21 protein-coding genes are annotated in these 26365 nt (G+C 37.8%); 13 read left to right on the top strand and 8 right to left on the bottom strand.

Annotated elements, in window-relative coordinates; all coding sequences use genetic code 11:
• Window positions 1-103: 103 nt before the first annotated feature.
• Window positions 104-2815 (top strand): M14 family metallopeptidase, encoded by a 2712-nt coding sequence (locus tag DUT69_RS01610; RefSeq protein WP_113651386.1) that lies wholly within the window; start codon window positions 104-106, stop codon window positions 2813-2815.
• A 51-nt stretch (window positions 2816-2866) separates the two neighbouring features.
• Here DUT69_RS01610 and DUT69_RS01605 read toward each other — a convergent pair whose 3' ends face one another.
• Entirely contained in the window at window positions 2867-3499 is a 633-nt protein-coding gene (locus DUT69_RS01605) for a hypothetical protein (RefSeq protein ID WP_113651385.1), read from the bottom strand.
• A 195-nt stretch (window positions 3500-3694) separates the two neighbouring features.
• Here DUT69_RS01605 and DUT69_RS01600 point away from each other — a divergent pair, with 195 nt between their 5' ends.
• Window positions 3695-4423 carry a DsbA family oxidoreductase gene (locus DUT69_RS01600; RefSeq protein ID WP_113651384.1) on the top strand — a complete coding sequence of 243 codons (729 nt, stop codon included), beginning with the start codon at window positions 3695-3697 and terminating at the stop codon, window positions 4421-4423.
• A 97-nt stretch (window positions 4424-4520) separates the two neighbouring features.
• On the opposite strand, the gene DUT69_RS01595 is transcribed toward DUT69_RS01600, so the two are convergent.
• Window positions 4521-4733, bottom strand: coding sequence for a DUF3820 family protein (locus DUT69_RS01595; RefSeq protein WP_113651383.1), 213 nt, complete (start codon window positions 4731-4733; stop codon window positions 4521-4523).
• Between the two features lie 108 nt (window positions 4734-4841).
• Window positions 4842-8180, bottom strand: a complete 3339-nt coding sequence (gene mfd / locus DUT69_RS01590; RefSeq protein WP_113651382.1) for a transcription-repair coupling factor — start codon at window positions 8178-8180, stop codon at window positions 4842-4844.
• Between the two features lie 711 nt (window positions 8181-8891).
• Here mfd and DUT69_RS01585 point away from each other — a divergent pair.
• From DUT69_RS01585 to DUT69_RS01565, 5 genes are all read left to right on the top strand, one after another.
• The gene (locus tag DUT69_RS01585; protein ID WP_113651381.1) at window positions 8892-9197 is read left to right on the top strand and encodes a DUF2752 domain-containing protein; all 306 of its coding nucleotides are present in this window, start codon (window positions 8892-8894) and stop codon (window positions 9195-9197) included.
• Window positions 9198-9199: 2 nt separating this feature from the next.
• A complete protein-coding gene (locus DUT69_RS01580; RefSeq protein WP_113651380.1) occupies window positions 9200-9568 on the top strand; it encodes a TM2 domain-containing protein in 369 nt (122 codons plus the stop codon).
• A gap of 65 nt (window positions 9569-9633) precedes the next feature.
• A complete protein-coding gene (locus DUT69_RS01575) occupies window positions 9634-10731 on the top strand; it encodes a Nif3-like dinuclear metal center hexameric protein (protein WP_113651379.1) in 1098 nt (365 codons plus the stop codon).
• Window positions 10731-11474: a zinc ribbon domain-containing protein gene (locus DUT69_RS01570; RefSeq protein WP_113651378.1), complete on the top strand. Its 744-nt coding sequence runs from the start codon at window positions 10731-10733 to the stop codon at window positions 11472-11474. The genes DUT69_RS01575 and DUT69_RS01570 overlap by 1 nt, the downstream gene beginning before the upstream one ends.
• A gap of 162 nt (window positions 11475-11636) precedes the next feature.
• Complete coding sequence (locus tag DUT69_RS01565) at window positions 11637-13142, top strand: YfgM family protein (RefSeq protein ID WP_240186630.1); 1506 nt, start codon at window positions 11637-11639, stop codon at window positions 13140-13142.
• Between the two features lie 87 nt (window positions 13143-13229).
• On the opposite strand, the gene DUT69_RS01560 is transcribed toward DUT69_RS01565, so the two are convergent.
• From DUT69_RS01560 to rsfS, 4 genes are all read right to left on the bottom strand, one after another.
• Window positions 13230-14300 carry a 3-oxoacyl-ACP synthase III family protein gene (locus tag DUT69_RS01560; RefSeq protein ID WP_113651377.1) on the bottom strand — a complete coding sequence of 357 codons (1071 nt, stop codon included), beginning with the start codon at window positions 14298-14300 and terminating at the stop codon, window positions 13230-13232.
• 79 nt (window positions 14301-14379) lie between these two features.
• A complete protein-coding gene (locus DUT69_RS01555) occupies window positions 14380-15024 on the bottom strand; it encodes a LutC/YkgG family protein (protein ID WP_113651376.1) in 645 nt (214 codons plus the stop codon).
• An 85-nt stretch (window positions 15025-15109) separates the two neighbouring features.
• Window positions 15110-17179, bottom strand: a complete 2070-nt coding sequence (ftsH, locus tag DUT69_RS01550) for an ATP-dependent zinc metalloprotease FtsH (RefSeq protein WP_113651375.1) — start codon at window positions 17177-17179, stop codon at window positions 15110-15112.
• Window positions 17180-17211: 32 nt separating this feature from the next.
• Window positions 17212-17586: a ribosome silencing factor gene (rsfS, locus tag DUT69_RS01545; RefSeq protein WP_113651374.1), complete on the bottom strand. Its 375-nt coding sequence runs from the start codon at window positions 17584-17586 to the stop codon at window positions 17212-17214.
• A 44-nt stretch (window positions 17587-17630) separates the two neighbouring features.
• Between rsfS and DUT69_RS01540 the strand changes: the two genes are divergently transcribed.
• The 6 genes from DUT69_RS01540 (at window position 17631) to DUT69_RS01515 (ending at window position 25452) form a co-directional block, all read left to right on the top strand.
• Window positions 17631-18407: a biotin--[acetyl-CoA-carboxylase] ligase gene (locus DUT69_RS01540; protein WP_113651373.1), complete on the top strand. Its 777-nt coding sequence runs from the start codon at window positions 17631-17633 to the stop codon at window positions 18405-18407.
• Window positions 18407-18856: a protein-disulfide reductase DsbD N-terminal domain-containing protein gene (locus DUT69_RS01535; protein WP_113651372.1), complete on the top strand. Its 450-nt coding sequence runs from the start codon at window positions 18407-18409 to the stop codon at window positions 18854-18856. The genes DUT69_RS01540 and DUT69_RS01535 overlap by 1 nt, the downstream gene beginning before the upstream one ends.
• An 84-nt stretch (window positions 18857-18940) precedes the next feature.
• Entirely contained in the window at window positions 18941-19384 is a 444-nt protein-coding gene (locus DUT69_RS01530) for a protein-disulfide reductase DsbD domain-containing protein (protein WP_113651371.1), read from the top strand.
• A 97-nt stretch (window positions 19385-19481) separates the two neighbouring features.
• Entirely contained in the window at window positions 19482-21173 is a 1692-nt protein-coding gene (locus tag DUT69_RS01525) for a protein-disulfide reductase DsbD family protein (RefSeq protein WP_113651370.1), read from the top strand.
• The gene (gene pfkA / locus DUT69_RS01520) at window positions 21173-22156 is read left to right on the top strand and encodes a 6-phosphofructokinase (protein WP_113651369.1); all 984 of its coding nucleotides are present in this window, start codon (window positions 21173-21175) and stop codon (window positions 22154-22156) included. Before DUT69_RS01525 ends, pfkA begins: the two co-directional genes overlap by 1 nt.
• Window positions 22157-22410: 254 nt before the next feature.
• Complete coding sequence (locus DUT69_RS01515) at window positions 22411-25452, top strand: VIT domain-containing protein (protein ID WP_113651368.1); 3042 nt, start codon at window positions 22411-22413, stop codon at window positions 25450-25452.
• 247 nt (window positions 25453-25699) lie between these two features.
• Here DUT69_RS01515 and DUT69_RS01510 read toward each other — a convergent pair whose 3' ends face one another.
• The gene (locus DUT69_RS01510) at window positions 25700-26218 is read right to left on the bottom strand and encodes a 5' nucleotidase, NT5C type (protein ID WP_240186628.1); all 519 of its coding nucleotides are present in this window, start codon (window positions 26216-26218) and stop codon (window positions 25700-25702) included.
• Between the last annotated feature and the right edge of the window lie 147 nt (window positions 26219-26365).

The raw sequence follows: 26365 nt of genomic DNA, 5'->3' as shown, positions 1-26365 counted from the left end.
GCCTGTAGCTATGCAATTTCAGCGCCCATGTAACAAATTTACGGCAAGTTAAATATCACGCTTTTTGTAATTTATATTTGATAGATAAACTTAAACTATCCCCATGAAGAAACTTTACAAACCCTGTTTATGGCTTTTTGTAGCGCTTTTGGCTTCGCAAACAGTTGTAGCACAAAACATCCCTAGTCCAAAAGAACATTTTGGTTTTACCATAGGTGATGATTACCAATTGGCCAACTATACGCAAACCGAAGCCTATTTTAAAAAATTGGCAACCACATCAAAACGTGTAAAACTGGTTGATATTGGTAAAACAGAAGAAGGCCGAAGCCAGTACATGCTCATTGTAACATCAGAGGCAAACCATAAAAATTTAGCTCGTTACAAAGAAATCTCTCAAAAATTGGCGAGGGCCGAAAATCTTTCTCCCGAAGAAGCAAAAAAACTAGCAGCAGAGGGTAAGGCTGTAGTTTGGATGGATGGCGGATTGCATGCAAATGAAACGGTAGGTGCGCACCAATTAATTCAAATGGCTTACAATCTAGCCAGTAAAACTGATGAAGAAACCACGAAGATTTTGGATAATGTTATTGTGCTAATGACACATGCAAATCCAGATGGGCAAGAGTTGCAAAGCGATTGGTACATGAGAGAGAAAGATCCAAAGAAAAGATCTTTAAGTGGCTTACCACGATTGTATGAAAAATACGCAGGCCATGATAACAATCGCGATTTTTTTATGCTAAACCTAAAAGAAACGCAAAATATGGGTCGCCAGTTGTTCATAGAATGGATACCGCAAATCATGTACAATCACCACCAAGCCGGCCCTGCAGGAACTGTGGTTGCGGGTCCGCCGTATAGAGACCCTTACAACTACGTTTTCGACCCGATTTTAATGACAAGCTTAGATGCTGTTGGGGCGGCAATGCACAACAGGATGAATGTTGAGGCTAAACCTGGTTATACGCAACGTGGGGGTTCGGTTTTTTCTACTTGGTACAATGGCGGTTTACGTACAACTACTTATTTCCACAATATGATTGGATTGTTGACCGAAATTGTGGGCGGTCCAACACCTTCAGAAATTCCATTGGTTCCGGCTCGTTTATTACCTAATGGCGACAGCCCAAATCCGGTTTTACCGCAAAAATGGTATTTTAAAAATTCTATTGATTATTCCGTTTCGCTTAATTATGCGGTATTAAATTATGCGCAACGCTATCGCGATGAACTTCTGTTTAACATTTATAAAATGGGCAAAAACTCCATCGAAAGAGGAGAGAAGGACACTTGGTCTTTCTCGCCTAAAAAGATAGATGCCATTAATGCAGCTGCAAATGCTGACAGAACAAGCACAACGGGTGGAAGGGGAGCACTTTCTGTAAAGTATTTAGATACTGTAATGAAAAATCCGGTAAATAGAGATGCAAGAGGTTATATTCTTTCGGCAGATCAACCAGATTTTACAACGGCTATTAGGTTTTTAAATGCGCTGATTAGAACAGGTGTACAAGTGCAAAAAGCGACCACTTCATTTAGCGTTGCAGGAAAAAATTATCCAGCGGGAAGTTATATTGTTAAAACCGACCAAGCTTTTAGGCCTCACGTTTTAGATATGTTTGAGGCACAAGATCACCCCAACGATTTTAAGTACGAAGGTGGCCCGCCGGTAGCGCCATACGACGCTGCAGGTTGGACTTTGGCTTATTTAATGAATGTTAAATTTGATAGGGTTTTAGAAGATTTTAAAGGCCCTTTTGAAAAAATGCCACATGGCGAATTGTTAAACGCTACGCCTAAGGCTTTGCCTAAAGGATCTGGCTATGCTTTAAGTTCGGCCGCTAACGAAAGTTACTTAGCGGTAAACGAATTGCTAAAAGGCGGTGCGGAGGTGTTTCGTAATCAAGCAGACGGATCATTTTATGTGCCTGCATCGGCAAAGGCTAAAACTATTTTAGATAAGGCAGAACATGGTTTTGGAATGAGGGTTACTGCAGCTAATAAACCTAGTAAATTAACTAAAGTTGCACCAGCTCGTATCGCTATTTGGGACACTTACGGCGGTTCAATGCCATCTGGTTGGTTACGTTTTATTATGGAACAATATCATTTTGATGCAAAAGTTATTTACGCACCAGATATAGACGCAGGCGATTTAAAAAGCAAATATGATGTAATTGTTTTTGTTGGCGGATCAATCCCTGCGTATGTGGCAAACCCTACTGAAAATAATAATGCAGGAAGACAAAACTTCGGCACACCTGCATTGGAATCAATTCCTGAAGAATATAGGACCAGAGTTGGTCGCGTTAGCCAAGATAAATCTATTCCGGAAATTAAAAAGTTTTTAGAAGCAGGCGGCCAAGTAGTTACAATAGGTAGCGCTACCAATTTAGCGGCTCATTTAAAAATACCAGTTACTAACGCCATAGTAGAAACTGTTGGCGGGGTAGAAAAAAGATTGCCTTCTACCAAATATTATGTGCCAGGGAGTGTACTGAGTGTTTCGGTAGATAAAAACATACCAGCAAATTGGGGTATGGAAAGCACAGCGGATGTTTATTTCGATAATAGCCCCGTTTTTAAATTGGGCGAAGCAGCCAAAGGAAAAGTTAGGCCTTTAGCTTGGTTTGCTACTGATAAACCATTAAGAAGTGGTTGGGCTTGGGGGCAAAACTATTTGAAAGACGGCGTTGCCGCTTTTGAAGCAGATTATGGAAAAGGTAAACTTTATGCTTTTGGTCCGGAAATTACGTTTAGAGCTCAAACACACGGAACATTTAAATGGATGTTTAATCAGTTGTATAAATAAAAAAAGCGAAGCTAGATTTTATCTAGCTTCGCTTTTTTTAATAGTTATTAATTATTTGACGTATGGAAAATTCCTAGAAACTTTCCTCATCATTTGTTCAACCAGGTCATCTGTAGAAGAAGTGATGTTAGCATCCATAGTTTTAAAGAATCTCCAAAGAAGATCTCCAGCGGCGCCATTATTCAAGGTAAGAGTTAATGTTCCCGTGCCGGTCTTTCCTCCAAACCCCCCGAATAATACTGCCGACGCAATTGCACCAGCTTCAGATTTTGTTTGTTCAGTTTCAAAGTCGCCGCCTAGTACGGCATCTACTCCAAGTATTTTTGCTATTTCGTCTTTTGTGGTTTCATCTAGTTTATCGGCAAGGCCAGCTTTTTTCAATAAAATGTTTGTTTTATCAACATCCTGAAATTCTACAGAATAATCTTTCCCTTTTCTAAGCAAAAAAGTGTACATACTAGACTGTATTGATTTAGACATCGTTTTCTCCTGATCTCGGTTTGCTTCGGCGCTAAATCCTTTTGGTTGCTTTTTATACGTAATCTTCGTGTTAAATGGCAAGATTGCCACAACTTTATGATTTTTAATCTCTGATGCCAATTTTGGACTTTCAAAAATTTGTTTTTGCGCATTTGCACCAATTCCTAATCCTAAGATTAATAATGTGAGTAGCGTTCTTTTCATTTTTTAGCTTTTTAATTGTAAATAAATTTTGGACGAAAGTAATAAATCATATTTATGTCATAAAATAAATTTGATAAAACATTTCAGCTCTTGTCTTTTTGCGATTCTTGTCTATCTTTTTTGTTAGTTAAACAACTATTATGGTTTTTACTTTCAGGTTACTGAGGAAATTTTCTTCATACTTACCTTTGTACTATGAAAATCGAAATCTGGTCTGATGTAATGTGCCCGTTTTGCTATATAGGCAAAAGACATTTAGAAAAAGCAATGGAAGTTTTGCCTTTTAAAAACGAAGTTGAAATAGAATGGAAAAGTTACCAGCTTAATCCAGATTATCACAACACCAATAACGAAGATCTGTATACTTATTTATCGCGTAGTAAAGGAATGTCTGTTGAGCAAGCTAAGCAAATGACCGGGAATGTTGTAGAAATGGCAAAAAACGCAGGTTTATCGTTCAATTTTGACAAAAATGTTCCTGGAAATTCTTTTGATGCACACCGATTTTTACATTTTGCCAAAACAAAGGGATTGCAAAATGAAGCCGAAGAAGCATTATTTCATGCTCATTTTATCGAAGGAAAAGACACGGCGCAATTAAAGGTTTTATCCGCCATAGGCGAAAAGGTAGGTTTAGATAAGAAAGAATTGGATAGTGTGCTGCAGAGCGATGAATTTACTGAACACGTACGTTATGATATTTACGAGAGTCAGCAGATTGGAATTAGGGGTGTGCCATATTTTGTATTAGACCGAAAATACGCCATATCTGGCGCACAACCGGTGGAAAGCTTTAAGGGCGCCATTACCCAGGCTCTTACAGAATGGAAGGCTGAGCAGCCTAAAAACGAGCTAAAATCTTTAAATAATAGTAATAATAATAACGATGCAGTTTGCGATGAAAATGGGTGTGAGCTTAGTTAAGACGAGTTCATCAATTGCCAGCTTCTATAGTAAAGCTTAACACGATAGTTTTTTGAGCATTAAAATTTCAGTTTTCGCGGGAATGAAGATGAAACAGTTACATCTTTCTTAAACCATCCAACAGATACTCCAATCCGTTTAATTTAATTTCGTACATGGTGCCTAGCAGTTGGCCCAACCTCCCGGCCGGAAAACCTTTAGACTGGTACCAAACCAAATACGGCTCAGGCAACGACGATAATGCCCAACCTTTGTATTTTCCATAAGGCATTTTCATGGTTACCAATTCTTTAAGCATTTCTGGGTTCATGGTCGGTTAAAATGTAGTTGTGTTTGAAGTTTTAAATGTTTAAAAGTTGTATTCGTACTGTCGAAATATAATTATTCAGTACTATTTTACTTGCACTAAATACTAAGTCTAAAATACCAATTCTAGCATTTCTATAGCTTCATCAACATTGTTAATATTATCAAAAGAAATCCTTAAACTGTCTTTTACTTCCTTTAAATTACACAGGCGTGGATGTTGTTGTGCAAAGGACAAAACACGGTTAAATACTTCCGAATCAAAGAATTTAGATTGTTTATCGCTAATAAAATAACCACGAAGGATATTCTTTTTAAAACTTAATTTTTCGAAACCCAAACGTTTGCCAACCCATTGTAGACGCAAAACCTTCATCATAGACTTTACTTGCTGCGGAACCGGACCAAAACGATCTTTCAGCTCTTTTTCAAAAGCGGTAAGTTGTGCATCAGTTTCTAATTTAGAAAGTTCGGTATAAAGATTATAACGCTCGGTAATGCTGGTTACATAACCATCAGGAATGTGCATTTCCAGATCGGTATCTACTTGCGTAAAACTCACAAACGGACGCTGTTCCTCATCCTTAAACAAATCCTTAAATTCTGCATCCTTCAACTCCTGAATAGCTTCATCCAGAATCTTATTATACATTTCGAAACCAATTTCTGCTATGAAACCACTCTGTTCGCCGCCAAGCAAGTTTCCGCTTCCACGTATATCCAAATCTCGCATAGCGATGTTAAAACCGCTTCCTAAATCAGAAAATTCTTCAATAGCGCTTAGCCTTTTCCTAGCTTCGTTAGTTAAGGTAGATAGGGGTAGGCTTAGTAAATAACAGAATGCTTTTTTGTTAGAACGACCAACCCTTCCACGCATCTGGTGCAAATCGCTTAGGCCAAACATGTGCGCATGATTAATGATGATGGTATTTGCGTTAGGAATATCTAAACCAGCCTCAATAATAGTTGTAGCAACCAAAACGTCTTTTTCGCCATTAATAAAGTCAAGCATCACATCCTCAAGTTGGTCGCCATCTAATTGCCCATGAGCAATACCAATTCTGGCTTTAGGAACCAAGGTTTGTATCAATCCGCCTAGTTGCTGTAAATCGTTAACACGGTTGTGGATAAAGAAAACTTGTCCGCCTCGGTCTAGTTCAAATTGCACCGCTTCCTGAATCAGCTTGTCGTTAAAAACGTGTAACTCGGTATTTACTGCTTGTCTGTTTGGCGGTGGCGTGCTCATAATAGATAAATCTCTTGCGCCCATTAAAGAGAAATGCAAGGTTCTAGGAATTGGCGTCGCCGTTAGCGTAAGTGTATCAACATTAACACGTAGCGCCTTCAATTTTTCCTTTGCTGCAACACCAAATTTCTGCTCTTCATCAATAATCATAATGCCTAGATCCTTAAATTTAACGTCCTTGCTCAGCAATCTGTGCGTGCCAATTACGATATCTACTTTGCCTTGAGCAACTTTTTCAAGCGTTTCCTTAATCTGCTTAGGCGTTTTAAAACGATTAATATAATCAACCGTACAAGGAAACTCTTTTAAACGAGATGAAAAGGTTTTAAAATGCTGTAAAGCCAAAATGGTGGTAGGCACTAGAACTGCAGCTTGTTTGCCATTGGCAACCGCTTTAAATGCGGCTCTTATAGCAATTTCTGTTTTACCAAAGCCAACGTCTCCACAAACCAATCTATCCATTGGGTGTGGCGCTTCCATGTCTTTTTTTACATCGGCGGTTGCCTTAACCTGGTCGGGCGTATCTTCGTAAATAAATGAAGCCTCAAGCTCTGTTTCTAAATAACCATCTGGGGCAAAAGCCGTACCTACCTGCGCTTTTCGCATTGCGTAAAGCTTAATCAGGTCTCGGGCAATGTCTTTAACTTTTTTTTTTGTAGTTTTTTTGAGTTTGTCCCAAGCTTCGGTGCCCAATTTGTTCATTTTGGGTTGCGTACCATCTTTACCGCTAAACTTCGCAATGCGATTTAAAGAGTTAATGTTTACGTAAAGCAAATCATTATCTGCATAAACCAAACGAATCATTTCTTGCGTTTTTCCATTAACCTCAACCTTTTCTAACCCCGCATATTTTCCAATTCCGTGGTCGATATGGGTTACAAAATCTCCTGGTTTAAGCTCTCGTAAATCTTTAAGCGTAATGGCTTGACTACGCTGATAACCCTTTTTTAATTGGTATTTATAAAAACGATCGAATATTTGGTGGTCGGTATAAAATGCTACTTTCTGTTGCGCATCTAAAAAACCCTCGCGAAGCGGAACGTTAACCGGCGTAAACTTTGCCGTTTTGTCTATATCATCTAAAATGGCGTATAAACGCTCTGTTTGTTTGGTAGAATTGGTAAATATAAAGTTATGGATACGCTGACTTTCGTTCTCCTTTAAGTTTTTTATCAGCAAATCAAAATCCTTGTTAAAAGAAGGTTGCGGTTTAGTTTCAAATTGAATAACAGTGTCTGTTTGATAAAAAAACTGCTTTCCAAACTCAATTACTGCAAAATCCTGAAATAAATCAGACAGCATTTTTTCATCTGTAAACGAAAACTTAGGATCTATCCAGTTTGGATTTTGCTGTTTGTCTGTAGCGCCAAGTGCCTTCCAAAGTTCAACCGCTTTTTTGTAGCCACCTTTAACAATATCTATAGTAAACTCTACATCTTTAAACCAAAGTTGTGTGTCTTTTTCTATGTAATCTAACAGACTAATGTTGTTTTCTGTTAAAAATTTAGCCTGTACATTAGGTACAATTGTTAGTGTTTTAACGTCGTCTACAGAAAGTTGCGTATCTATTTCAAAAGTTCTAATGCTTTCTACGCTATCACCAAAAAACTCAATTCGGTAAGGCAACTCGTGCGAGAAAGAGAAAATATCTACAATACCACCACGTATAGAGAATTGTCCAGGTTCGTAAACGAAATCCGAACGTTCAAAATCGTACTCAAATAAGAATTCGTTAATAAAATCGATTCCTAAAGTAGCCCCAACGCTAATTTCTAGGGTATTTTTCTCTAAAACAGAGCGATCAATAACTTTCTCGGCCAAAGCCTCTGGGTAAGTAACTACAATTTGCCCGTACTCAGATTGATGGTTGAGTTCGTTTAAAACCTCGGCCCTTGCCAAAACATTAGCCGTATCTATTTGGGTAAACTCAAAAGCTTTTCTAAAAGACGAAGGAAACAATAAAACTTCTTTACCTAAAATTCCTTCTAAGTCTGATAAAAAGTATGCTGCTTCTTCTCTGTTTGGTAAAATAAAAAGTTGTGGTTTATGTAACAGGAAGTAGGTAGAAACGGCAACAACCGCATCGGCAGAGCCCACCAACCCCTTTAATTGGGTTTTACTTCCCTTTCCTTTATTAAGCGCTTGTGCGGTTGCTACAATGCGCTCATCGGTTTTGTACCTATTAATTAAGTCGCGAATATTCACTATGTAAAGGTAAAGAATTAGTATCAAGTAGTAAGTATCAAGCCACAAGATTTGAATACTTAATTTATCTAAAACGAATTTTATCTATAATAGATTTAAATTTTTGCCACCTGTCAAGTTTTTGAAAGTTCTCAGCTTTTTTGTTCATAGGCGGAGTAACTATGAGGTTTTTAGTAGCGCAGATAATGTGAAAATTACGCAGCTCAGTCCCGCTTTTTGCTTTTACGCTTCGCATCGTCGTTCCTCCTTGCTGTAGGGTAACGCTTCAATCGGGGCTAAACAGCAACAACAGCATTTCATTTGTGTGGTTTGCAGGGCGCATAAACGTTGTTAATAAACCAGACAGTAGCGAAAATCCTTTTTGTTTCTTGCCTTAGCGCCATCCCGAATGGAGGAATCCCAATTAATCGGTAAGGCATCTGTTATTTCAGCGCATCTATCGTACGGATTTCTCGCTGTGCTCAGAATGACGAAAACAAAAAGATTGTAACGGATGGCGGGGCTGCGCATACCGAAAAGTTACGGAACGCTCATTTTTTAAATAAAATCGATGCAAATTGCGGTTGAAATAAACGAGATATAACGATTAGGGAAAAAATTCTTCGGAGGCAAAACCGAGTTGGTCGATATTTTTTTTCGGTTGGTCGAGTACGCTATATTTGCCGTAACAAAAATCTTATCATTGTTTCTAATTAATATAAAACGAAAAACATGAGGTACACAAAAAGCTTTCCGGTTGAGTTAACATTCTGGGTTTTAGCTTTAGTGTTATTGGCAACAGCAAATCCACATGAACATCATTTTAGCCTTTGTCCGCTAGCAAACTTAGGCTTTGATTGGTGCCCGGGTTGTGGTTTAGGGAGGTCGATTACCGCACTGTTTAACGGAGATGTTAATGCAAGTTTTGCGCATCATTGGTTTGGCATACCGGCCTTGCTTTTAATCGCTTACCGAATTTACCAGCTCAGCAAACAATTTTTTAACAAACAACACAATTTAAAATATAAGGAGGATTAGCCATGTTAGATTCACAATTTATGTCGTTACCGGGTATAACCCCGCAAGAATATGCTTACTTACAAACTGCTACAAATGGTTTAAATGAGCAACAGGTTAGAAATTTTCTAATGATTTATGCCAGCAAAAGAAAAAACTCTTCAGATATATTACTATTTACTTTATTAGGTTTTATATGGGTTGCTGGTGTGCAAAGGTTTATAGTAGGGCAAATAGGAATGGGTATTTTGTACCTTTTAACCGGCGGACTTTGTTTTATTGGAACTATTGTAGATTTAATAAACCACAAAGACTTAACTTTCGAATATAACCAACGAATGGTTTTTGAAAGTTTGCAAATGGTTAGAATGGGTGGTGGCTTTAGCGCTTAAACATCTACTTTCATAAAAAATCCTTATAGGTACAAAAGCCTATAGGGATTTTGTATTTTTATGCCATGAAGTTAGTTTCAATTACAAATTATTTAGAAAGTTTAGCGCCCCTTAATTACCAGGAAGACTATGATAACTCGGGCCTGATTGTAGGTAACCCAAATGATGAAGTTAACGCTGCATTAGTTGCGCTTGATTGCACAGAGCAGATTGTAGACGAAGCAGTTGCAAAAGGTTGCGATTTGATTATAACCCATCACCCGATTGTTTTTAAGGGTTTGAAAAGATTCAACGGTAAAACTTATGTTGAACGTGTGGTGCAAAAGGCAATTAAAAACAATATCGCATTGTATGCTATACACACTAATTTAGACCATGTGGCAAATGGCGTTAGCGGAGAAATTTGCAAGCGTTTAGGTTTGCAAAACGCTAAGGTTCTTTCTCCCAAAGGGGATATTTTAAAAAAACTGGTAACTTTTTGCCCTACAGAAAATGCTGATCAGCTAAGAAATGCTTTATTTGCTGCGGGCGCTGGAAATATCAGTAACTATAGCGACTGTAGTTTTAACGCAGAGGGAACTGGAACTTTTAAGGCTGGCGAAGGAACAAACCCGTTTGTGGGCGAGCATGGCGTAATGCATCGCGAAGCGGAAATTAGGATAGAAACCATTTTTAAAAAGCAGGATGAGCGAAAAATTTTACTGGCTTTATTAGAAAACCATCCTTATGAAGAAGTTGCCTACGACATTTATTCCTTGGAAAATAAACTAAATGATGTTGGCGCAGGTATGATTGGTTGGCTACCGCAAGAAATGGAAGCAAGCGAATTTTTGTACCACGTTAAAAACAGAATGCAAACCAAAGTTATTAGGCATACCAATTTATTAGCAAAAAAAATAAAAAAAGTGGCTGTGTGTGGTGGCGCCGGCAGTTTTTTGTTAAAACAAGCTATTGCGGCGGGTGCCGATGCATTTATAACCGGCGATTTTAAATATCACGAATTTTTTGATGCTGAGGATAAAACAATCATCTGCGATATTGGCCATTATGAAAGTGAACAATTTACATCTAATTTGTTGATAGATAATATTCAAGAAAAATTTCCTAACTTTGCAATCCGTTTAACGGAGCATAACACAAACCCCATAAATTATTTCATTTAATGGAACAAACAGTAGAGCAAAAGCTAAAAGCTTTATACGAATTACAAAACATACATACTAAAATTGATAAAATTCGTCAGGTAAGAGGCGAATTGCCAATGGAAGTAGCTGATTTAGAGGACGAGGTTGCTGGTTTAGAAACTCGTATACAAAAAATCAAAGCTGAATTAGACGATACTGAAGACGCTATTGTAAACCGTAAAAACATGATTAAGGAAGCTCAAGCTTTAATCAAAAAATACGAAAAGCAATTAGAGGATGTTAAGAATAACCGTGAATATGATGCTTTAACTAAAGAGGTTGAAATTCAAAACTTAGATATCCAGGTTTCGGAGAAAAAAATAAGAGAATACGGATTTGACATAACCTCTAAAACTGAGGTTTATGAACAAGCTTTAGCAAATATTACTGCTAGAAAGGGCGATTTAGAGGCTAAAAAAGGCGAATTAGATACTATTACGGCTGAAACTGAGAAGGAAGAAGGCGCATTGTTGAAAAAAGCTGATAAAGCTGAAACCCAAATAGAAGAACGTTTATTAACAGCCTATAACAGGTTGAGAAAAAATGCAGTGAACGGTTTAGCTGTGGTAACAATTGACAGAGATTCTTGCTCTGGATGTTTTAACCAAATCCCACCTCAACGCCAATTAGATATCCGTCAGCGCAAAAAAGTTATTGTTTGCGAGCACTGTGGTAGAATTTTAGTTGACGAAGCCCTAACACAAGAGTTAGCAGAAGCGTAACAATCAAACCAAATATAGTACTAGGCCGGATGAAAATCTGGCCTTTTTTGTGTTTGCAGTTTTCATAGATGTCCAATTTGGAGTTATTACTTAAAACATCAACAGTTTTTTAACGTTATATATTATTACTAACTTCAATTATCAAACCGACGAATATATTGCATGCCTTCTATTACTAAGACAAAACGCTCTATTACCTATTTTCTCTTTTCTTTTCTTACGCTTTATTCATTTAAAGTTTCCGCCAACTTCGATTTTAATTCAAATTGTTTAAAAGCCTACCAAAATATATTCGAGCTAAAGCTAAATACCGCAAGGCAATTGATTGCTAACGAAAAAAAGGCTCGGCCAAATAATGCTATAGTTCCGCTTTTAGAAAATTATGTAGACTACTTTTATCTGTTAACTACAGAAAGCAAAACCGAATTTGAGCGACTTGAAGCTAATAAAAGTGCCAGGTTGGATAAAATAAGCGATGACGACAAAAACTCTCCTTACTATTTATATGCGCAAGCAGAAATCAATTTGCAATGGGCATTAATTAGAGGTAGATACGGCTCATACTACACCGCGGCAAGGGAGATTAATCGTGCAAACAGTTTATTACAAGAGAACAGTAAAAAATTTCCGGGCTTTCATTTAAATGGAAAAGGCTTGGGTCTAATTAACGCTGTAATGGGCGCACTGCCAGAAGGCTTTCTTAAGTCGGCGCTATCTACATTTGGCATTAAGGGCAATTTGCAAACGGGCTTAAATTATTTAGAGAAACTGGCTGAAAATTTACCTAAGTCTTCCTACGAGCCATTTTATGAAGAAACTGTATTCTATTACGCGTATGTACTTTCTGACGTTGCCCACGCTAAAGACGCCTACGCCAAAACGATGAAGTATACCGCTCGAATTTCTGACACAAGTTTGCTTAAGACTTATTTGCAGGCCTATGTATGCGCCAGGAATGGGCATAATGACGAGGCGATTAAAATATTAGCAGACAGACCAACGGGTAGCGCTTATCAACCCTTTGCGTACTTAGACTACTTAGCTGGTATTGCAAAACTAAACAAATTAGACTACAGCGCTTCTGCGCCATTTGACAAGTTTTTGCAAACAAATAAGGGTGTAAATTATATTAAGGATACCAATTTGCATCTAGGTTGGATTGCGCTTTTGAAAGGAGATAGCGCAGGATACGCATCAATGATGAATAAAACTAAATCGGCAGGCTATAGCTATAACGAGAGAGACAAACAAGCGGTTAATGAGGCTAATGCCCCAACTCCAAATGTAAGCCTCTTAAAAGCCCGTTTATTATTTGATGGAGGTTATTTAACTAAGGCTTTAAATATCCTTTCAGAAAGCAAAGCTGATGATTTTAGCAGTGCTAAAGATAAGGCTGAGTATTACTATCGACTAGGGAGAGTAAACGACGATTTAGGCAAGGACGATTTGGCATTGGTTAACTATCAAAATTCTATTAATACCGGTAAAGGATTGAAATTCTATTATGCGCCAAAATCTGCTGTGCAAATGGGCAAAATTTACGAGAAGAAAGGTCAAGTTGCAAAGGCAAGATCGAGCTATAATATTGCCATTGCCATGAAAAACCACGAGTTTGAGAACAGCATAGAAACCGAAGCTAAACAGGGCTTAAAGCGAGTTGGAGGATAGGATTGGGTAGAGAAAGAAGAAAGAAAACAACGAAAGGAATCTAAACATTGTCTTTAATCTTTGTTCCTTACTCCTTGTCCACTTACCTTAAAATTTATAAACTACAGCATTAATATGCATTCCTGCGCCAACTGAGGCAAATACGGCATATTCACCTTTCTGTATTTTATAGCCTTCAACCTTTCCGTTTTTCACTAAATCTATTAAAGTTGGTATGGTAGCAACAGAGCTGTTTCCAAGCCACGAGATAGTCATTGGTACCAGCTTTTCAGGCACACTTTCTATCTCGTAAAGTTTAAATAAACGTTTCATAATAGCATTATCCATTTTGCCATTTGCTTGGTGGATAAAAACAGTTTTTATGTCAGTTATTGGAACGCCTGATTTATCTATAGCCTCTTTAACAACCTTTGGTACCGTAACTACAGCAAACTCATACAGCTTACGACCATTCATTTTAAGGTAGGTATTGCCGTTAGTTTCGCCGGGGTTATTACTGTTCCCCATTAACAATAACGAAGCGTGGCTAGCAAAAGTCTGACTTTTATGCGCAATGATGCCTATTGGTTCTTCACTTTCTTTTGCTTCAAAAATAACAACACCAGCACCGTCAGAAAATATCATGCTATCTCTATCATGTGGATCAATTATTCTTGATAGAGTTTCAGAGCCGATAACCATAACTTTTTTGGCATCGCCACTACGAATCAAATAATCTGCTTGTATTACACCCTGAACCCATCCTGGACAACCAAAAATCACGTCATAAGCTACGCAATCTGGATTTTCGATATTAAGCTCTTGCTTAACTTTTGCTGCCAAGGCAGGCAACATGTCCATTCTATTTGAGTTTGCTTTTACATCTCCAAAATTGTGACAGAAAATGATTTGATCTAAACTTTCTTGATCGATACCAGCATCTTCAATAGCTTTTCTTGCTGCAATAGCTGCAATATCACTATTAACTAAATTGTCGCAAGCGTACCTGCGTTCAACAATTTCAGTAATTTCACTGAATTTATGAATGATTTCAGCATTTTCTTTATCAAGCTTTAGCCCATTATCATAAAACGAAGCATCTTTAAAATGATCGCCAGAAATGATATTTTCAGGGATATAGCTACCCGTACCTGTAATTACCGAATAAATTTTGTTCATAGTTATTGTAGATGTACCGTATACTGTTTTGGTATTTGGTATAAATATATTACAAATTAAAAATTAAACAAAAATTTAACTAAGAAAAATCATCAACTAAAAAAACAAAAAGCTCTTTTGGGCCGTGAGCGCCAAGCACCAAAGTTTTCTCAATATCAGCAGTTCTGCTTGGTCCAGTGATATTACTAACCATTGACGGAATGTTGGTGCCGTATTTATTTTTTAATAGCTGAAAAGCATCTTTCAAATCTAAAACCAATTGTCCGGTTCGGGCAATAACGATATGATGATGAGGGAAAATGCTCAATCTTCGCCCTGCGGCATGTTGATTGCTTAACATAACCGAACCATTTCTAGCTACCAACGCTTCGCACAGCGTAATGCCAACTTCAGCATGTTCAAAATCTTTATCTGTTTGATAAAACGGAAACTCGTAATGTTTTAACAAGGCCTGAAGCTCTGGCTCCCAACAATAAATTTTGCGCCACTTGTATTTATCCGCTAAGTCGAGTATGTTTTCAACGAAGTCTACGCCGTTCTCGCAGAAAATAAAATTACCTGCAACAGCAGTTAACTGCTCTGCAAATAAAATTTCAAGCTCTTCTTCATTAGCTTTATAAAGCGGGCTTTCTTCTAAATTAGGATAAGGATTGTCTCGCTTTTCTAGCAAGGCCTTTCTAATTTTTTTAAGCATAAGTTCTTTAGAAGAAATGTTCTCTTTCATAGTAGGGTTTCAAAAGTAGTTAACCTAGCTCATATAAACAAAAACAGCCCCAAAAATGGAGCTGTTTTATATATCGATTAAATAATTATTTCGCTTCGTTTGGCGTATTTGACGCAGTGGAGCTAGCATCAGTAACTGTTGGTGAAACTGTAGAAAGATCATCAACCGGAACAAACTCGGCTAATAACTCTGTTCCCTCGCTGTCAAAGGCACGTTTACCGAATATTTCTTCTAAATCTTCTTTAAAGATTACCTCGGCAACTAACAGTTTTTCCGCAAGCTTAATTAAGTTTTCTTGATTGTCTGCTAAAATCTGTAAAGCTCTTTGATACTGCTCTTCAATAATTTTGCTCGCTTCTTCGTCTATAATTCTCGCCGTAGCTTCAGAGTAAGGCTTGGTAAAACTCTCCTGACCTCTAGAATCATAGTAAGAAATATTACCCAATTTATCGTTTAGTCCGTACATAGAAACCATTGCATAAGCTTGTTTGGTAACCTTCTCTAAATCGCTTAATGCGCCGGTGCTAATTTTACCAAAGGTGATTTTTTCTGCAGCCCTACCGCCCATAGTTGCGCACATCTCGTCTAAAATCTGCTCTGTAGTGGTAATACTTCTTTCTTCTGGTAAATACCATGCTGCGCCTAACGATTGTCCGCGAGGAACGATTGTTACTTTAATTAGCGGATGCGCATGTTTTAGTAACCAAGAAACCGTAGCGTGACCAGCTTCGTGGAAAGCAATGGCTTTTTTCTCTTCTTTAGTAATTATTTTATTCTTTTTCTCTAAACCACCAATTATACGGTCAACTGCATCTAAGAAATCTTGTTTAGTAACAGATTCGTGAGATTTTCTGGCAGCAATTAAGGCAGCTTCATTACATAAATTTGCAATATCAGCGCCAGAAAAACCGGGAGTTTGCTTAGCTAAGAAATTAATATCAATGTTTTCTTCAAGCTTAATTGGTTTTAAGTGTACATTGAATATTTCTTTACGCTCGTTAATATCAGGCATATCAACATAAATTTGTCTGTCAAAACGGCCTGGTCTTAACAAAGCGCTATCTAAAACATCGGCTCTGTTGGTAGCGCCCATAATAATAATTCCGGAGTCTGTACCGAAACCATCCATTTCTACCAATAATTGGTTTAAGGTATTTTCACGTTCGTCATTTCCGCCCATCATGCTACCTTTTCCTCTAGCTCTACCAATTGCATCAATCTCATCAATAAAGATAATACATGGCGCTTTATCTTTAGCTTGCTTAAACAAGTCGCGTACACGAGATGCACCCACGCCCACAAACATCTCCACAAAATCAGATCCTGATAGAGAGAAGAAAGGAACTTGCGCCTCGCCTGCAACAGCTTTAGCTAATAAAGTTTTACCCGTACCCGGAGAACCAACTAATAGTGCTCCTTTCGGGATTTTACCCCCTAGATTGGTGTATTTTTTAGGGTTTTTAAGGAAATCTACAATCTCCATCACCTCTGTTTTTGCCTCGGTTAAACCCGCAACGTCATTAAAAGTTATGTTTACTTGGCTTTCTTTATCAAATAAAGTCGCTTTAGATTTTCCAATGTTGAAGATTTGGCCTCCGCCACCTCCACCACCTCCGCCCATGCGGCGCATCATAAAAATCCAAAGACCAGCAAATAATAAAAGCGGTAATATAATGCTGATAAAACCGCTTAACCAAGGATTTGATTTAGAGGTTGTCTGCGGTTTGATATGTGGTTGGCCAGCAGGTAAATCCTTCTGCGAATCGTCTAGTTGCTTGCTAATTGCATCTAAAGAGTTGCCGTTAAAATAAACTAAAGGCCCTTTTGCAGTAGTATTAAAGGTGTTTTTAGATTTATACTTTTCGTATTTAGGATCGTTCTTTTTTCCTTCCTTAATATAAACGTCAGCTCTGGCAATTTCATCGGTTTTGTACGATACGATTTTCTCTACATCGCCAGGAATCAACATGTCTTTTTCGAAAGTTGCATAGTTAACTTCTTGAACGCTCTCGGTGCTAAACATTTGTTGAACCACAATTAAACCCAATATAATGGCGGCATAAACCCAAAAAATATTAAATTTCGAGCCTTTTTGTGGTTTTTTAGGGATGTTTGGAATTCTCTTTATTTGTTTTGGCTTCTTATTTTCTTCCATGTTAGTTCAAATGTGTGTGTAAGTTAATTGGGCTATGCACTTTTGTAAGTGGTGGTTTCTGCATCGCCCCATAAATCTTCAATACCGTAAAAATCACGTTTTTCGGTTTTAAAAATGTGTACTACAATATCAAAGTAATCTAAAATAATCCATTCTGCATTATCGAGGCCTTCTTTACGCCACGGATTGGTTTTGGTTTGTTTGTATATTTCATCCTCTACGCTATCGGCTATAGCTTTAACTTGCGTAGCAGAGTCTGCATTGCAAACTACAAAATAATCAGATACAGAACTGTTCAGTTCTCTTAAATCTAATCGAACAATATCGTTTCCCTTTTTTTCTTGGATGCCGTGTACGGCTATTTCTGAGAGGTAGGTAGAAAGGTTTGCGGTTTTCTTTTTTACCATTAAAAATTTTTAATTTTGATCATCAACAAATATAAAATCAACACTTGCAAAATAACACTTTTTCAACATTATTTGTTGGACAAAATCTTATCAAGTTATCATCGGTCGATTCTACGAATAACTTCTTAAAAACAATGCTGTCAAATTCCGAGCCATTAGCAGAAGGAACTGTAATTATGGCAGACGACCAATTTGCAGGAAGAGGACAGCAGGACAATTTTTGGTACGCCGAACCTGGAAAGAATTTAACTATAAGTATTTTACTTAAACCAACTTTCCTGGCGCTAAATAAACAGTTTCTGTTAAATATGTGCATCAGCGTAGCTATAAATAGAGCCTTGGCAAAATTTGTACCTGCCGGGATAAACATTAAGTGGCCTAACGACATTTACTACAACGATAAGAAGATAGGCGGTGTTTTAATAGAAAATTCGATTTTGGGAACTGGCATTAAAACTACCGTTATTGGCATAGGTTTAAATGTAAATCAGCAAAATTTTCCTGCAGACCTAGAAAAATCGGCAACATCGTTACATCAAATTTTACAAGAAGATGTTAATTTGCAGCATCTTTTAGCAGAAATTTGTAGTCAAATAGAAAGTTTGTACTTGCAACTTAAAGCGGGCAATTATACCCAACTTAAGGAAACATACGTTGATACACTTTATCGGATTAAGCAAAAAGCATTGTACCGACAAAATGGCGAGATATTTGAAGGAGAGATACAGGGAGTTACAGATATAGGTTTTCTTTTGGTAAAAAAAGGGCAAGAGATTTTTGAGTACAACTTTAAAGAAATAGAATTTTTAAACACAAAATAATGAAACGACTAACATTAATTTTAGCATTAGTAGTATTTTCTGCTGCAGGAGCATTTGCGCAGTTAGAGAATCCGGTAACATGGTCATACGTTGCGAAGAAAACTGGCAAAAATGAAGCAACCATTTATTTAAGGGCGATTATGGAAGATGGCTGGCATATTTATTCGCAAAATGTGAAACCCGGCGGACCGAATAAAACATCTTTTAAGTTTGCGCCGTCTAAAGACTTTACCTTGGTGGGAGCTACCGCAGAACCAAAGCCAATTTCTAAATTCGAAAAGGTTTTTAACATGAATGTTGATTATTTCGAAGACCAGGCAATTTTTACGCAAAAAATAAAACTTGCAAAAGGAACCACTATCGTAAAAGGTGTGCTAAATTATATGGTTTGTAACGATCAATCATGTTTGCCTCCTAAAGACGTTGCTTTTAGCGTTCCGGTTAAGTAGGTAAATTTAATAAATACAAAAAGCCTCTCAGCATAAGCTGGGAGGCTTTTTTCTTACACAGATTTAAAACATTACATTTGTAGCATGAAAAGATTAATGCTTGCAACTTTTCTCGTTTTGTTTAATGCTATTGCTTTTGCACAGTTAGAAAAACCGGTTAAATGGCAATATAAGGCTGAGCGTATAAGTAAAAACGAGGCTATACTTCACCTAAAAGCTGTTATGGATGGCAATTGGCACATCTACTCGCAAACTATTTCATCAGCTCCAATGAAAACTAGTTTTACATTTTCGCCATCTAATGATTATTTGCTGGTTGGAAAAACGATTGAGCCAAAACCAATTACAAAATACGATAAAGTTGTAAAAATGAATCTTTCGTACTTTGAGAAATCGGTGGTTTTTAAGCAAAAAATAAGGTTGAAAAAATCTACAACTGTAGTGAAAGGTAAACTAGAGTTTATGGCATGCAATGATAAATCTTGTTTGCCCTCAGAAGAAATTGCATTTAGCATTCCAGTTAACTAATTTATTGTAATGCTATTGCAATGTAAATGCCTGCTAAAGTTCTTTAGCCGTCGTTAACAAAAGATTTTTATTAATTTCACCGCCTTAAAAACATAGAATGAAAAAGTTAAGCATCCTGATATTTTTCTTCAGCATATTTTTACTAGTTAATCCCTCGCAAAGTTTAGCGCTTAAACTGCAACAAGACACTACCGCAACTGCACCAGACGATTTGGATTTTACAACCATTGGTTCTGAAGAAGATAGTATTGCAAATAGCAAAGTGCAACCTGCAACCACAAATGTAGATAGTGCAAAAATTAAACCTTCTCCTGCTGCGGCCGATACTGCAAAAGCTGAAGCTAAACAATCCCTTTGGGTAATTTTTGTGATTGGATTTTTAGGTGGCTTTACGGCCTTCATAATGCCGTGTATCTACCCAATGGTACCTTTAACCGTAAGTTTTTTTACAAAACGTGCCGAAACTAAAGGAAAAGGTATTCAAGGTGCAATGCTGTACGGTTTGTCTATAATTGTAATCTACGTTCTAATAGGCGTAATTATCACGCTTATATTTGGTGCAAGCGCCTTAAACCAGCTTTCAACAAATGGTTTTTTTAACATCTTTATTTTCTTAATACTGTTAATTTTTGGTATTTCGTTTCTAGGTGCGTTCGAAATTACGCTTCCGAGCGCTTTCGTGAATAAATTGGATGCTAAATCAGATTCTAAAGGATTAACAGGAATATTTTTTATGGCCGCTACATTAACTGTGGTTTCCTTTTCTTGTACAGGGCCAATTATTGGTAGTGTATTGGTATCAATAGATCAAGATTTGTTAACTCCGGTAATAGCAATGTTCGGGTTTTCATTAGCCTTAGCTTTAATTTTTACCATGTTTGCTATTTTCCCAAGTTGGCTAACTTCATTACCAAAATCTGGTGGATGGTTAAACTCTGTTAAAGTGGTTTTGGGCTTTTTAGAGATTGGATTTGCGCTAAAATTCTTATCAACAGCAGATTTATCTTATCACTGGGGTATTTTAGACCGCGAAATATTTATTGGAATTTGGATCGTTCTGGCAATACTGCTAGGGATGTATTTAATTGGTAAAATCAAATTTTCTCACGATAGTGATTTGCCTTACGTTTCTATACCAAGAATTACGCTAGCCGGTATTTCTTTTGCCTTTGCGCTATATCTTTTCCCAGGTTTGTTTGGTGCGCCATTAAAAGCAATAAGCGGTTTATTACCTCCGCTCTCTACGCAAGATTTTGTAATTGGGCAAGGCGCAAGCACTACATCGGCTACGGTAACTGATCCAAATAGAGCAAAACGTAAGTACAGCGATTTTTTACATATTCCGCATAACATAGATGGTTTTTTTGATTACGAAGAAGCTTTGGCTTATTCAAAAATAGTAAACAAACCATTGTTTTTAGACTTTACCGGCCACGGTTGCGTAAACTGTAGGGAAATGGAGGCAAGGGTGTGGTCGGACCCAAGAGTGCTAAAAAAACTTAAAGAAGACTATGTAGTTGTATCTTTATATACCGATGATAAAACTGAGTTGCCAGCAGAAGAACAATTCAAATCAGACGTTTTAAAAACACAAGTTAACTCTGTTGGATTAAAGTTTCAGCACCTACAAGGCGACCGATTTAAAACACTTGCACAACCTTATTACGTATTGTTGGACACTGACGGGAAAGAGCTGGTAACTCCACCAATTGGCGTTGAATTTAACATAGAAAAATACTTGGCATATTTGGATAAGGGTTTAGCCGAGTTTGCACAAAAGAATAAATAATGACGAAAATAAAAAATATCGGGGTATTAACCTCTGGCGGAGATTCGCCAGGCATGAATGCCGCAATTAGAGCTGTGGTTAGGGCCAGCTTGTATTACAACATTAAAGTAACCGGAATTACCCGCGGTTATGAAGGCCTAATTCAGGCAGATTTTACGCCAATGGATGGAAAATCTGTGGGCAATATTATTCAACGTGGCGGTACCATTTTAAAAACTGCTCGTTGCGATGCGTTTAGAACTAAAGAAGGTAGGGCATTAGCGCACAAAAACCTTGTGGAAAGCGATATCGATGCGCTTGTTGTAATTGGAGGCGACGGAACGTTTACCGGAGCAGATATTTTCTGCAAAGAGTACGATTTTCCAATTATCGGCTTGCCAGGAACAATTGACAACGATTTAGTGGGTACAGATTTCACCATCGGTTACGATACGGCAATTAATACCGTGGTACATGCGGTAGATAAAATTAGAGATACTGCAGAATCTCACGACAGGCTTTTTATTGTAGAAGTAATGGGTCGCGATTCGGGCCTAATCGCTTTGCGAAGTGGTATTGGTGTAGGTGCAGAGGCAATTTTAATTCCAGAAGCGCAAGTAGGATCTGAAGAACTTGTGCACCGTTTAGAAACCGGCAGAAAAGATAAGGCATCTAAAATAATTATAGTGGCCGAGGGCGATGAAGCTGGTGGCGCTTACGTAGTTGGCGAAACGCTAAAAGAGAAGTTTCCCAACGCCGACATCCGTATATCAGTACTTGGCCATATTCAGCGTGGCGGTAAACCAAGCTGTATGGATCGCGTATTGGCAAGTCGTTTGGGCGTTGCTGCGGTAGAGGCACTTATCGCAGGCAAAACAGATGTAATGGCCGGACAAGTAAATAAAGAAATTGTATTTACACCGTTTTCGCAGACCATAAAGCATATCGATGCGCACGACATTACGCCAACTTGGCTTAAGCTAGTCGAGATTTTGTCTATGTAATTGTTTAGAAAACATTTCATAAGCCACAGTTAGCCACGCGTTAATTGTGGCTTTTTTTTGAAAAGCAATGGCACTGCATCTATCAAAATGCTTCCTTCTGTCCGCTTTACTCGCCCGATTATCCGGGCTTCGTGCTCGCTTCCATAAGGTTTATTTTACTTCTTTTCTGTTAATAATCAGCGTGTTGGTAGTGGATGTAAAAAAATATTTATGCAAATCTATTTCCTTTTGCATCAATTGTAAAAACCTTACCCATGAAACTATTTACAAAATTATCACACGTTTTTGTTGCAGTTTTGCTGCTGCAAATAAGTTATGCGAAGGCACAAATGCCGGTGTTAAAAGTTAAAACGCCCAACACTCAGCAAGAAGCGGTAAAGCTTCAAAAATTATCCATAGATGTTCAAATAACGGGCAACATTGCAACAACGGTTATGACCATGACATTTCATAACAATACCAACGAAATTTTAGAAGGCGAATTAACTTTTCCAATGCCAGACGGCGTTAGCATCAGCAGATATGCCCTAGATATCAACGGTAAAATGAGAGAAGCTGTTCCGGTTGAAAAAGCAAAAGCAACAGAGGTTTTCGAGAGCATTCAGCGACGAAGAGTAGACCCAGGATTATTAGAAAAAGTTGAAGGTAATAATTTTAGAACGCGTATTTATCCTATGCCTGCAAATGGTAGCCGAACCATTATTGTAGGCTATGAGGAGGAATTAAAGTTTACAAAAGAAAGCGTGTTATCCTATCATCTGCCCTTGGCATACGACCAGCAAATACCAGAATTTGATTTAAAAACAAGCGTTCTTGATGCGCTTGTTAGGCCAGAATTAACAGAACAGCCAGATGGTAGTTTTAAACTAAATGCAACAGGTAATAATTACATTGCCCAAATGGCAAAAACAAATTATCAACCAGAAAAAGGAATTACCATAAAGTTGCCAAAACGTGGCGATATGCCCGAAGTTCAGATGCAAAGAGCAAGTACAGGTTATTATTTTTTGGTAAACGTTTTTCCAAAAAGCCAAACCAAACCTCGCGTATGGAGCAATCAAATTGGTTTAATTTGGGATGCTTCTTTAAGCGGTATGCACAGAGATGTAAAAAAAGAAATGGCATTGCTAGATCTGATCGTTAAACAAAAGCAAAATCTAACCATAAACCTAGGCTTGTTAAATAACACTTTTAAAAATGCTGGCACCTTTAGCATAGTAAACGGAAATTGGGACGAGTTAAAAAGAAAATTAGAAGCAGTTGTTTACGATGGTGGCACCAACTTTAGTGCGTTAAATGCCCAAATTTTAAATGCAGATGAGTACGTTTTTTTTACCGACGGCTTATCTACATTTAGTAAAAATACCATTGCATTTACAAAGCCAGTGCACACGGTTAACTCTACTCAAAAAGCAGATTATAGCACCCTAAAATACATTAGCCTAAAAACAGGCGGACAATTTGTTAACCTAAACACAAGCACCGTAGAACATGCTTTTGAACAGTTAAGCACAGAACAACTCCAGTTTTTGGGCATTAAAAACAACACAGATGTTCGCCAAACTTACCCGTCTATGAAAGTGAATGTAAACGGCCACTTGGCAGTTGCGGGTATTTCTAGCGAATTCAGCACTAGCATTACGCTTCAGTTTGGCTACGGGAACAATGTTGTAAGCGAGCAAGTTGTTAGGTTAGATCCAAATGCACAACCGTTGGCCAGTATAGATGTAAATAGAATTTGGGCGCAAAAAAAGATTGCCGAAATGGACATCCAGTACGAGCAAAACAAAGATGACATTAGCGTACTAGGCAAACAATTTGGTATAGTAACAAGAAATACAAGTCTTATAGTTTTAGAAGATTTAAATGACTATTTGAGATATGATATTGTTCCGCCCGCTGAGTTAAGGCAACAATATGATGCGGTTTTGAAACAGCGTAGCCAAGCAATTTTAGAACGAAAAAACAACCTTATCGATAGAGCTGTTGAGATGAGCAAAAGTCTAAAAACTTGGTGGAATACTGTATTTGTGGTTAAAAAACCGAAAATCGATAATAACTACCCAACCCCAACGGGTGAGGGTAGAAATGTACGTAGTGAAACGGTGTCTGCTGTTGCGGTAGATGCCATGAGGATGCCTCCTCCTGTAGCTAATGCTGCGCCACCACCATCACCTCGTAGGCAAGCCGATGAGGCAAGAATTGTTGCAAATAGAGAACAAGAAAGCAAATCGATGCTGAATGAAACTGTAATTGTAGGATATAGTAGTCAGCAAAAAAGCTCACTTGCTGGTTCTGTAACAACAATTAATTCGCAGGCATTAGCTGGCAAAGTTGCAGGAGTTCGGGTTTCTAGAGATCAAACTACAACTGTCCCTCAAACTGTGATTGTAATCCCAGAATTCAAAAGCGATAAGGCTTACATGAAATCGATAACCGGTAAAGGTGATGTTGCTTATCAACAGTATTTAACTTTAAGGCCACAGTATGTTAGTACACCAACATTTTATTTTGATGTTGCAAACTATTTTTATCAGCAGGCAGATAGCGTTAGAGCTTTAACCATTTTAAGTAGTGTTGCAGATTTGGAGTTAGAAAACGCTGATATTTACAAGTTGCTAGCGTATAAATTAAAGCAAACCAAAAGTTACGCTCATGCTCTGTTTGCAACAGAAAAAGTTTTGCAATGGCGCCCAATGGATGCACAAAGTTACAGAGATTACGCACTGATTTTGGCAGATTTGGGTCAGCACCAAAAGGCATTGGATTATTTGTATAAGGTTTTAGCGCAAAGTTATAATACCCAAATTCAGGGACGAGACCAGGGGATAGAGGAAATTGTGTTGGCGGAGCTAAACAACCTAATTACCAGATACGGTTCTAAACTAAATACAAAAGCTATAGACAAACGATTGATACAGCCCTTGCCTGTTGATGTAAGGGTTGTTTTGAACTGGAATAAAAACGATACGGACATTGATTTGTGGGTTACTGATCCGAATGGGGAAAAATGTTATTATGGTAGCCCAACAACAGCAATTGGGGGTAGAATGAGCAACGACTTTACCGCTGGATATGGGCCAGAGCAATTTATGTTGAAGAAAGCAATTAAGGGCAAATACAAAATTCATGTTAATTATTACGGCGATAGGCAGTTTACTATTAGCGGCCCAACAACCGTAACTGCCGAAATTTATACCCGTTACGCCACTGGCCAACAGCAAAGAAAAATAATTGTATTGCCTTTAGAGAAAACAACCGACCGAGAACGATTGGTTGGCGAGTTTACTTTTTAGGTAGTTATTTAAACTTACGAAGTTTCTTACCGGGAAAACTTCGTAAGTATTTTTTTAGTCTTGCAGGAGCTAACTCAAATAGCAACAAAAGCCGAAGTTAAGTAAGCGGGATAGAAGCGGCATCTCCCGATTTTAATCGGGAATACAGCGAAAAGCCCGGCTAACACAAATTTAAAAAGCAGGTTTTGCCTTTCAAATTAAGTCTTTCTAAATCTTCCAGACTTTTAGTCTCTTTCTAACTCTTTGCTTACATTAACTTATCTAAAACCTCTTGCCAGTTATTTACGCGTTCATAGTCGTTAAGCAATAAATTATGTGGCGAGGTAAATAAAAGCGTTCTGCCTTTAAAATCAATGAAATTTTTGGCTCTATCATCAATCATAATATCCGTATTTACGATTTTTTCGCCACAGAACATGATGTTTTTCCAACTAATAAATGGAAAATGATCTGCTAGCCAGTGGTATTTATCTTCTAAAGAATTCGGAAACTCCATAGCGGCAGATACAATGTAAACCTCATATTTTTCCTGCAATTTTTTTACAGCTTCAACACTTCCATCTATTAAAGGCAGATTTCTAAAAAAGCCTTTTTCATTAATATAATCAAACCATTTATGGTTAATGTGTTCTGGCACATGCTGAAACATTTCGTTTCCAGGCTCAATTTTTAAGTCTAGAGGCGTTCCGTAGTCACGATTGTAGAGTTCAACAAATTTGGCGATTGGATCGGCAAGGACTTCGTCCATATCTATAGCTATCTTCATAAAGGTAAAGATAGGCGAACAAGGATGAAGGAGCAAGGATAAAAGCCTGCTTTGTGAACTTGGGAAAACTATATGGGCAGGCAAGACATATTTGAGCGCTCTGTCTTTGTTCCTTATTCTTTAATCCTCTTTTATTTTTCAATTTGC

The organism is Pedobacter namyangjuensis (assembly GCF_003313325.1).
GTDB lineage: Bacteria > Bacteroidota > Bacteroidia > Sphingobacteriales > Sphingobacteriaceae > Pedobacter > Pedobacter namyangjuensis.
This window is presented reverse-complemented; position numbering and strand designations above follow the sequence as displayed.

Excerpts from the sequence above, each read along its gene's own strand:
- DUT69_RS01610 (WP_113651386.1), top strand. The coding sequence starts at position 104 with ATGAAGAAACTTTACAAACCCTGTTTATGGCTTTTTGTAGCGCTTTTG.
- DUT69_RS01605 (WP_113651385.1), bottom strand. The coding sequence starts at position 3,499 with ATGAAAAGAACGCTACTCACATTATTAATCTTAGGATTAGGAATTGGT.
- DUT69_RS01600 (WP_113651384.1), top strand. The coding sequence starts at position 3,695 with ATGAAAATCGAAATCTGGTCTGATGTAATGTGCCCGTTTTGCTATATA.
- DUT69_RS01595 (WP_113651383.1), bottom strand. The coding sequence starts at position 4,733 with ATGAACCCAGAAATGCTTAAAGAATTGGTAACCATGAAAATGCCTTAT.
- DUT69_RS01585 (WP_113651381.1), top strand. The coding sequence starts at position 8,892 with ATGAGGTACACAAAAAGCTTTCCGGTTGAGTTAACATTCTGGGTTTTA.
- DUT69_RS01580 (WP_113651380.1), top strand. The coding sequence starts at position 9,200 with ATGTTAGATTCACAATTTATGTCGTTACCGGGTATAACCCCGCAAGAA.
- DUT69_RS01575 (WP_113651379.1), top strand. The coding sequence starts at position 9,634 with ATGAAGTTAGTTTCAATTACAAATTATTTAGAAAGTTTAGCGCCCCTT.
- DUT69_RS01570 (WP_113651378.1), top strand. The coding sequence starts at position 10,731 with ATGGAACAAACAGTAGAGCAAAAGCTAAAAGCTTTATACGAATTACAA.
- DUT69_RS01565 (WP_240186630.1), top strand. The coding sequence starts at position 11,637 with ATGCCTTCTATTACTAAGACAAAACGCTCTATTACCTATTTTCTCTTT.
- DUT69_RS01560 (WP_113651377.1), bottom strand. The coding sequence starts at position 14,300 with ATGAACAAAATTTATTCGGTAATTACAGGTACGGGTAGCTATATCCCT.
- DUT69_RS01555 (WP_113651376.1), bottom strand. The coding sequence starts at position 15,024 with ATGAAAGAGAACATTTCTTCTAAAGAACTTATGCTTAAAAAAATTAGA.
- ftsH (WP_113651375.1), bottom strand. The coding sequence starts at position 17,179 with ATGGAAGAAAATAAGAAGCCAAAACAAATAAAGAGAATTCCAAACATC.
- rsfS (WP_113651374.1), bottom strand. The coding sequence starts at position 17,586 with ATGGTAAAAAAGAAAACCGCAAACCTTTCTACCTACCTCTCAGAAATA.
- DUT69_RS01535 (WP_113651372.1), top strand. The coding sequence starts at position 18,407 with ATGAAACGACTAACATTAATTTTAGCATTAGTAGTATTTTCTGCTGCA.
- DUT69_RS01530 (WP_113651371.1), top strand. The coding sequence starts at position 18,941 with ATGAAAAGATTAATGCTTGCAACTTTTCTCGTTTTGTTTAATGCTATT.
- DUT69_RS01525 (WP_113651370.1), top strand. The coding sequence starts at position 19,482 with ATGAAAAAGTTAAGCATCCTGATATTTTTCTTCAGCATATTTTTACTA.
- pfkA (WP_113651369.1), top strand. The coding sequence starts at position 21,173 with ATGACGAAAATAAAAAATATCGGGGTATTAACCTCTGGCGGAGATTCG.
- DUT69_RS01515 (WP_113651368.1), top strand. The coding sequence starts at position 22,411 with ATGAAACTATTTACAAAATTATCACACGTTTTTGTTGCAGTTTTGCTG.
- DUT69_RS01510 (WP_240186628.1), bottom strand. The coding sequence starts at position 26,218 with ATGAAGATAGCTATAGATATGGACGAAGTCCTTGCCGATCCAATCGCC.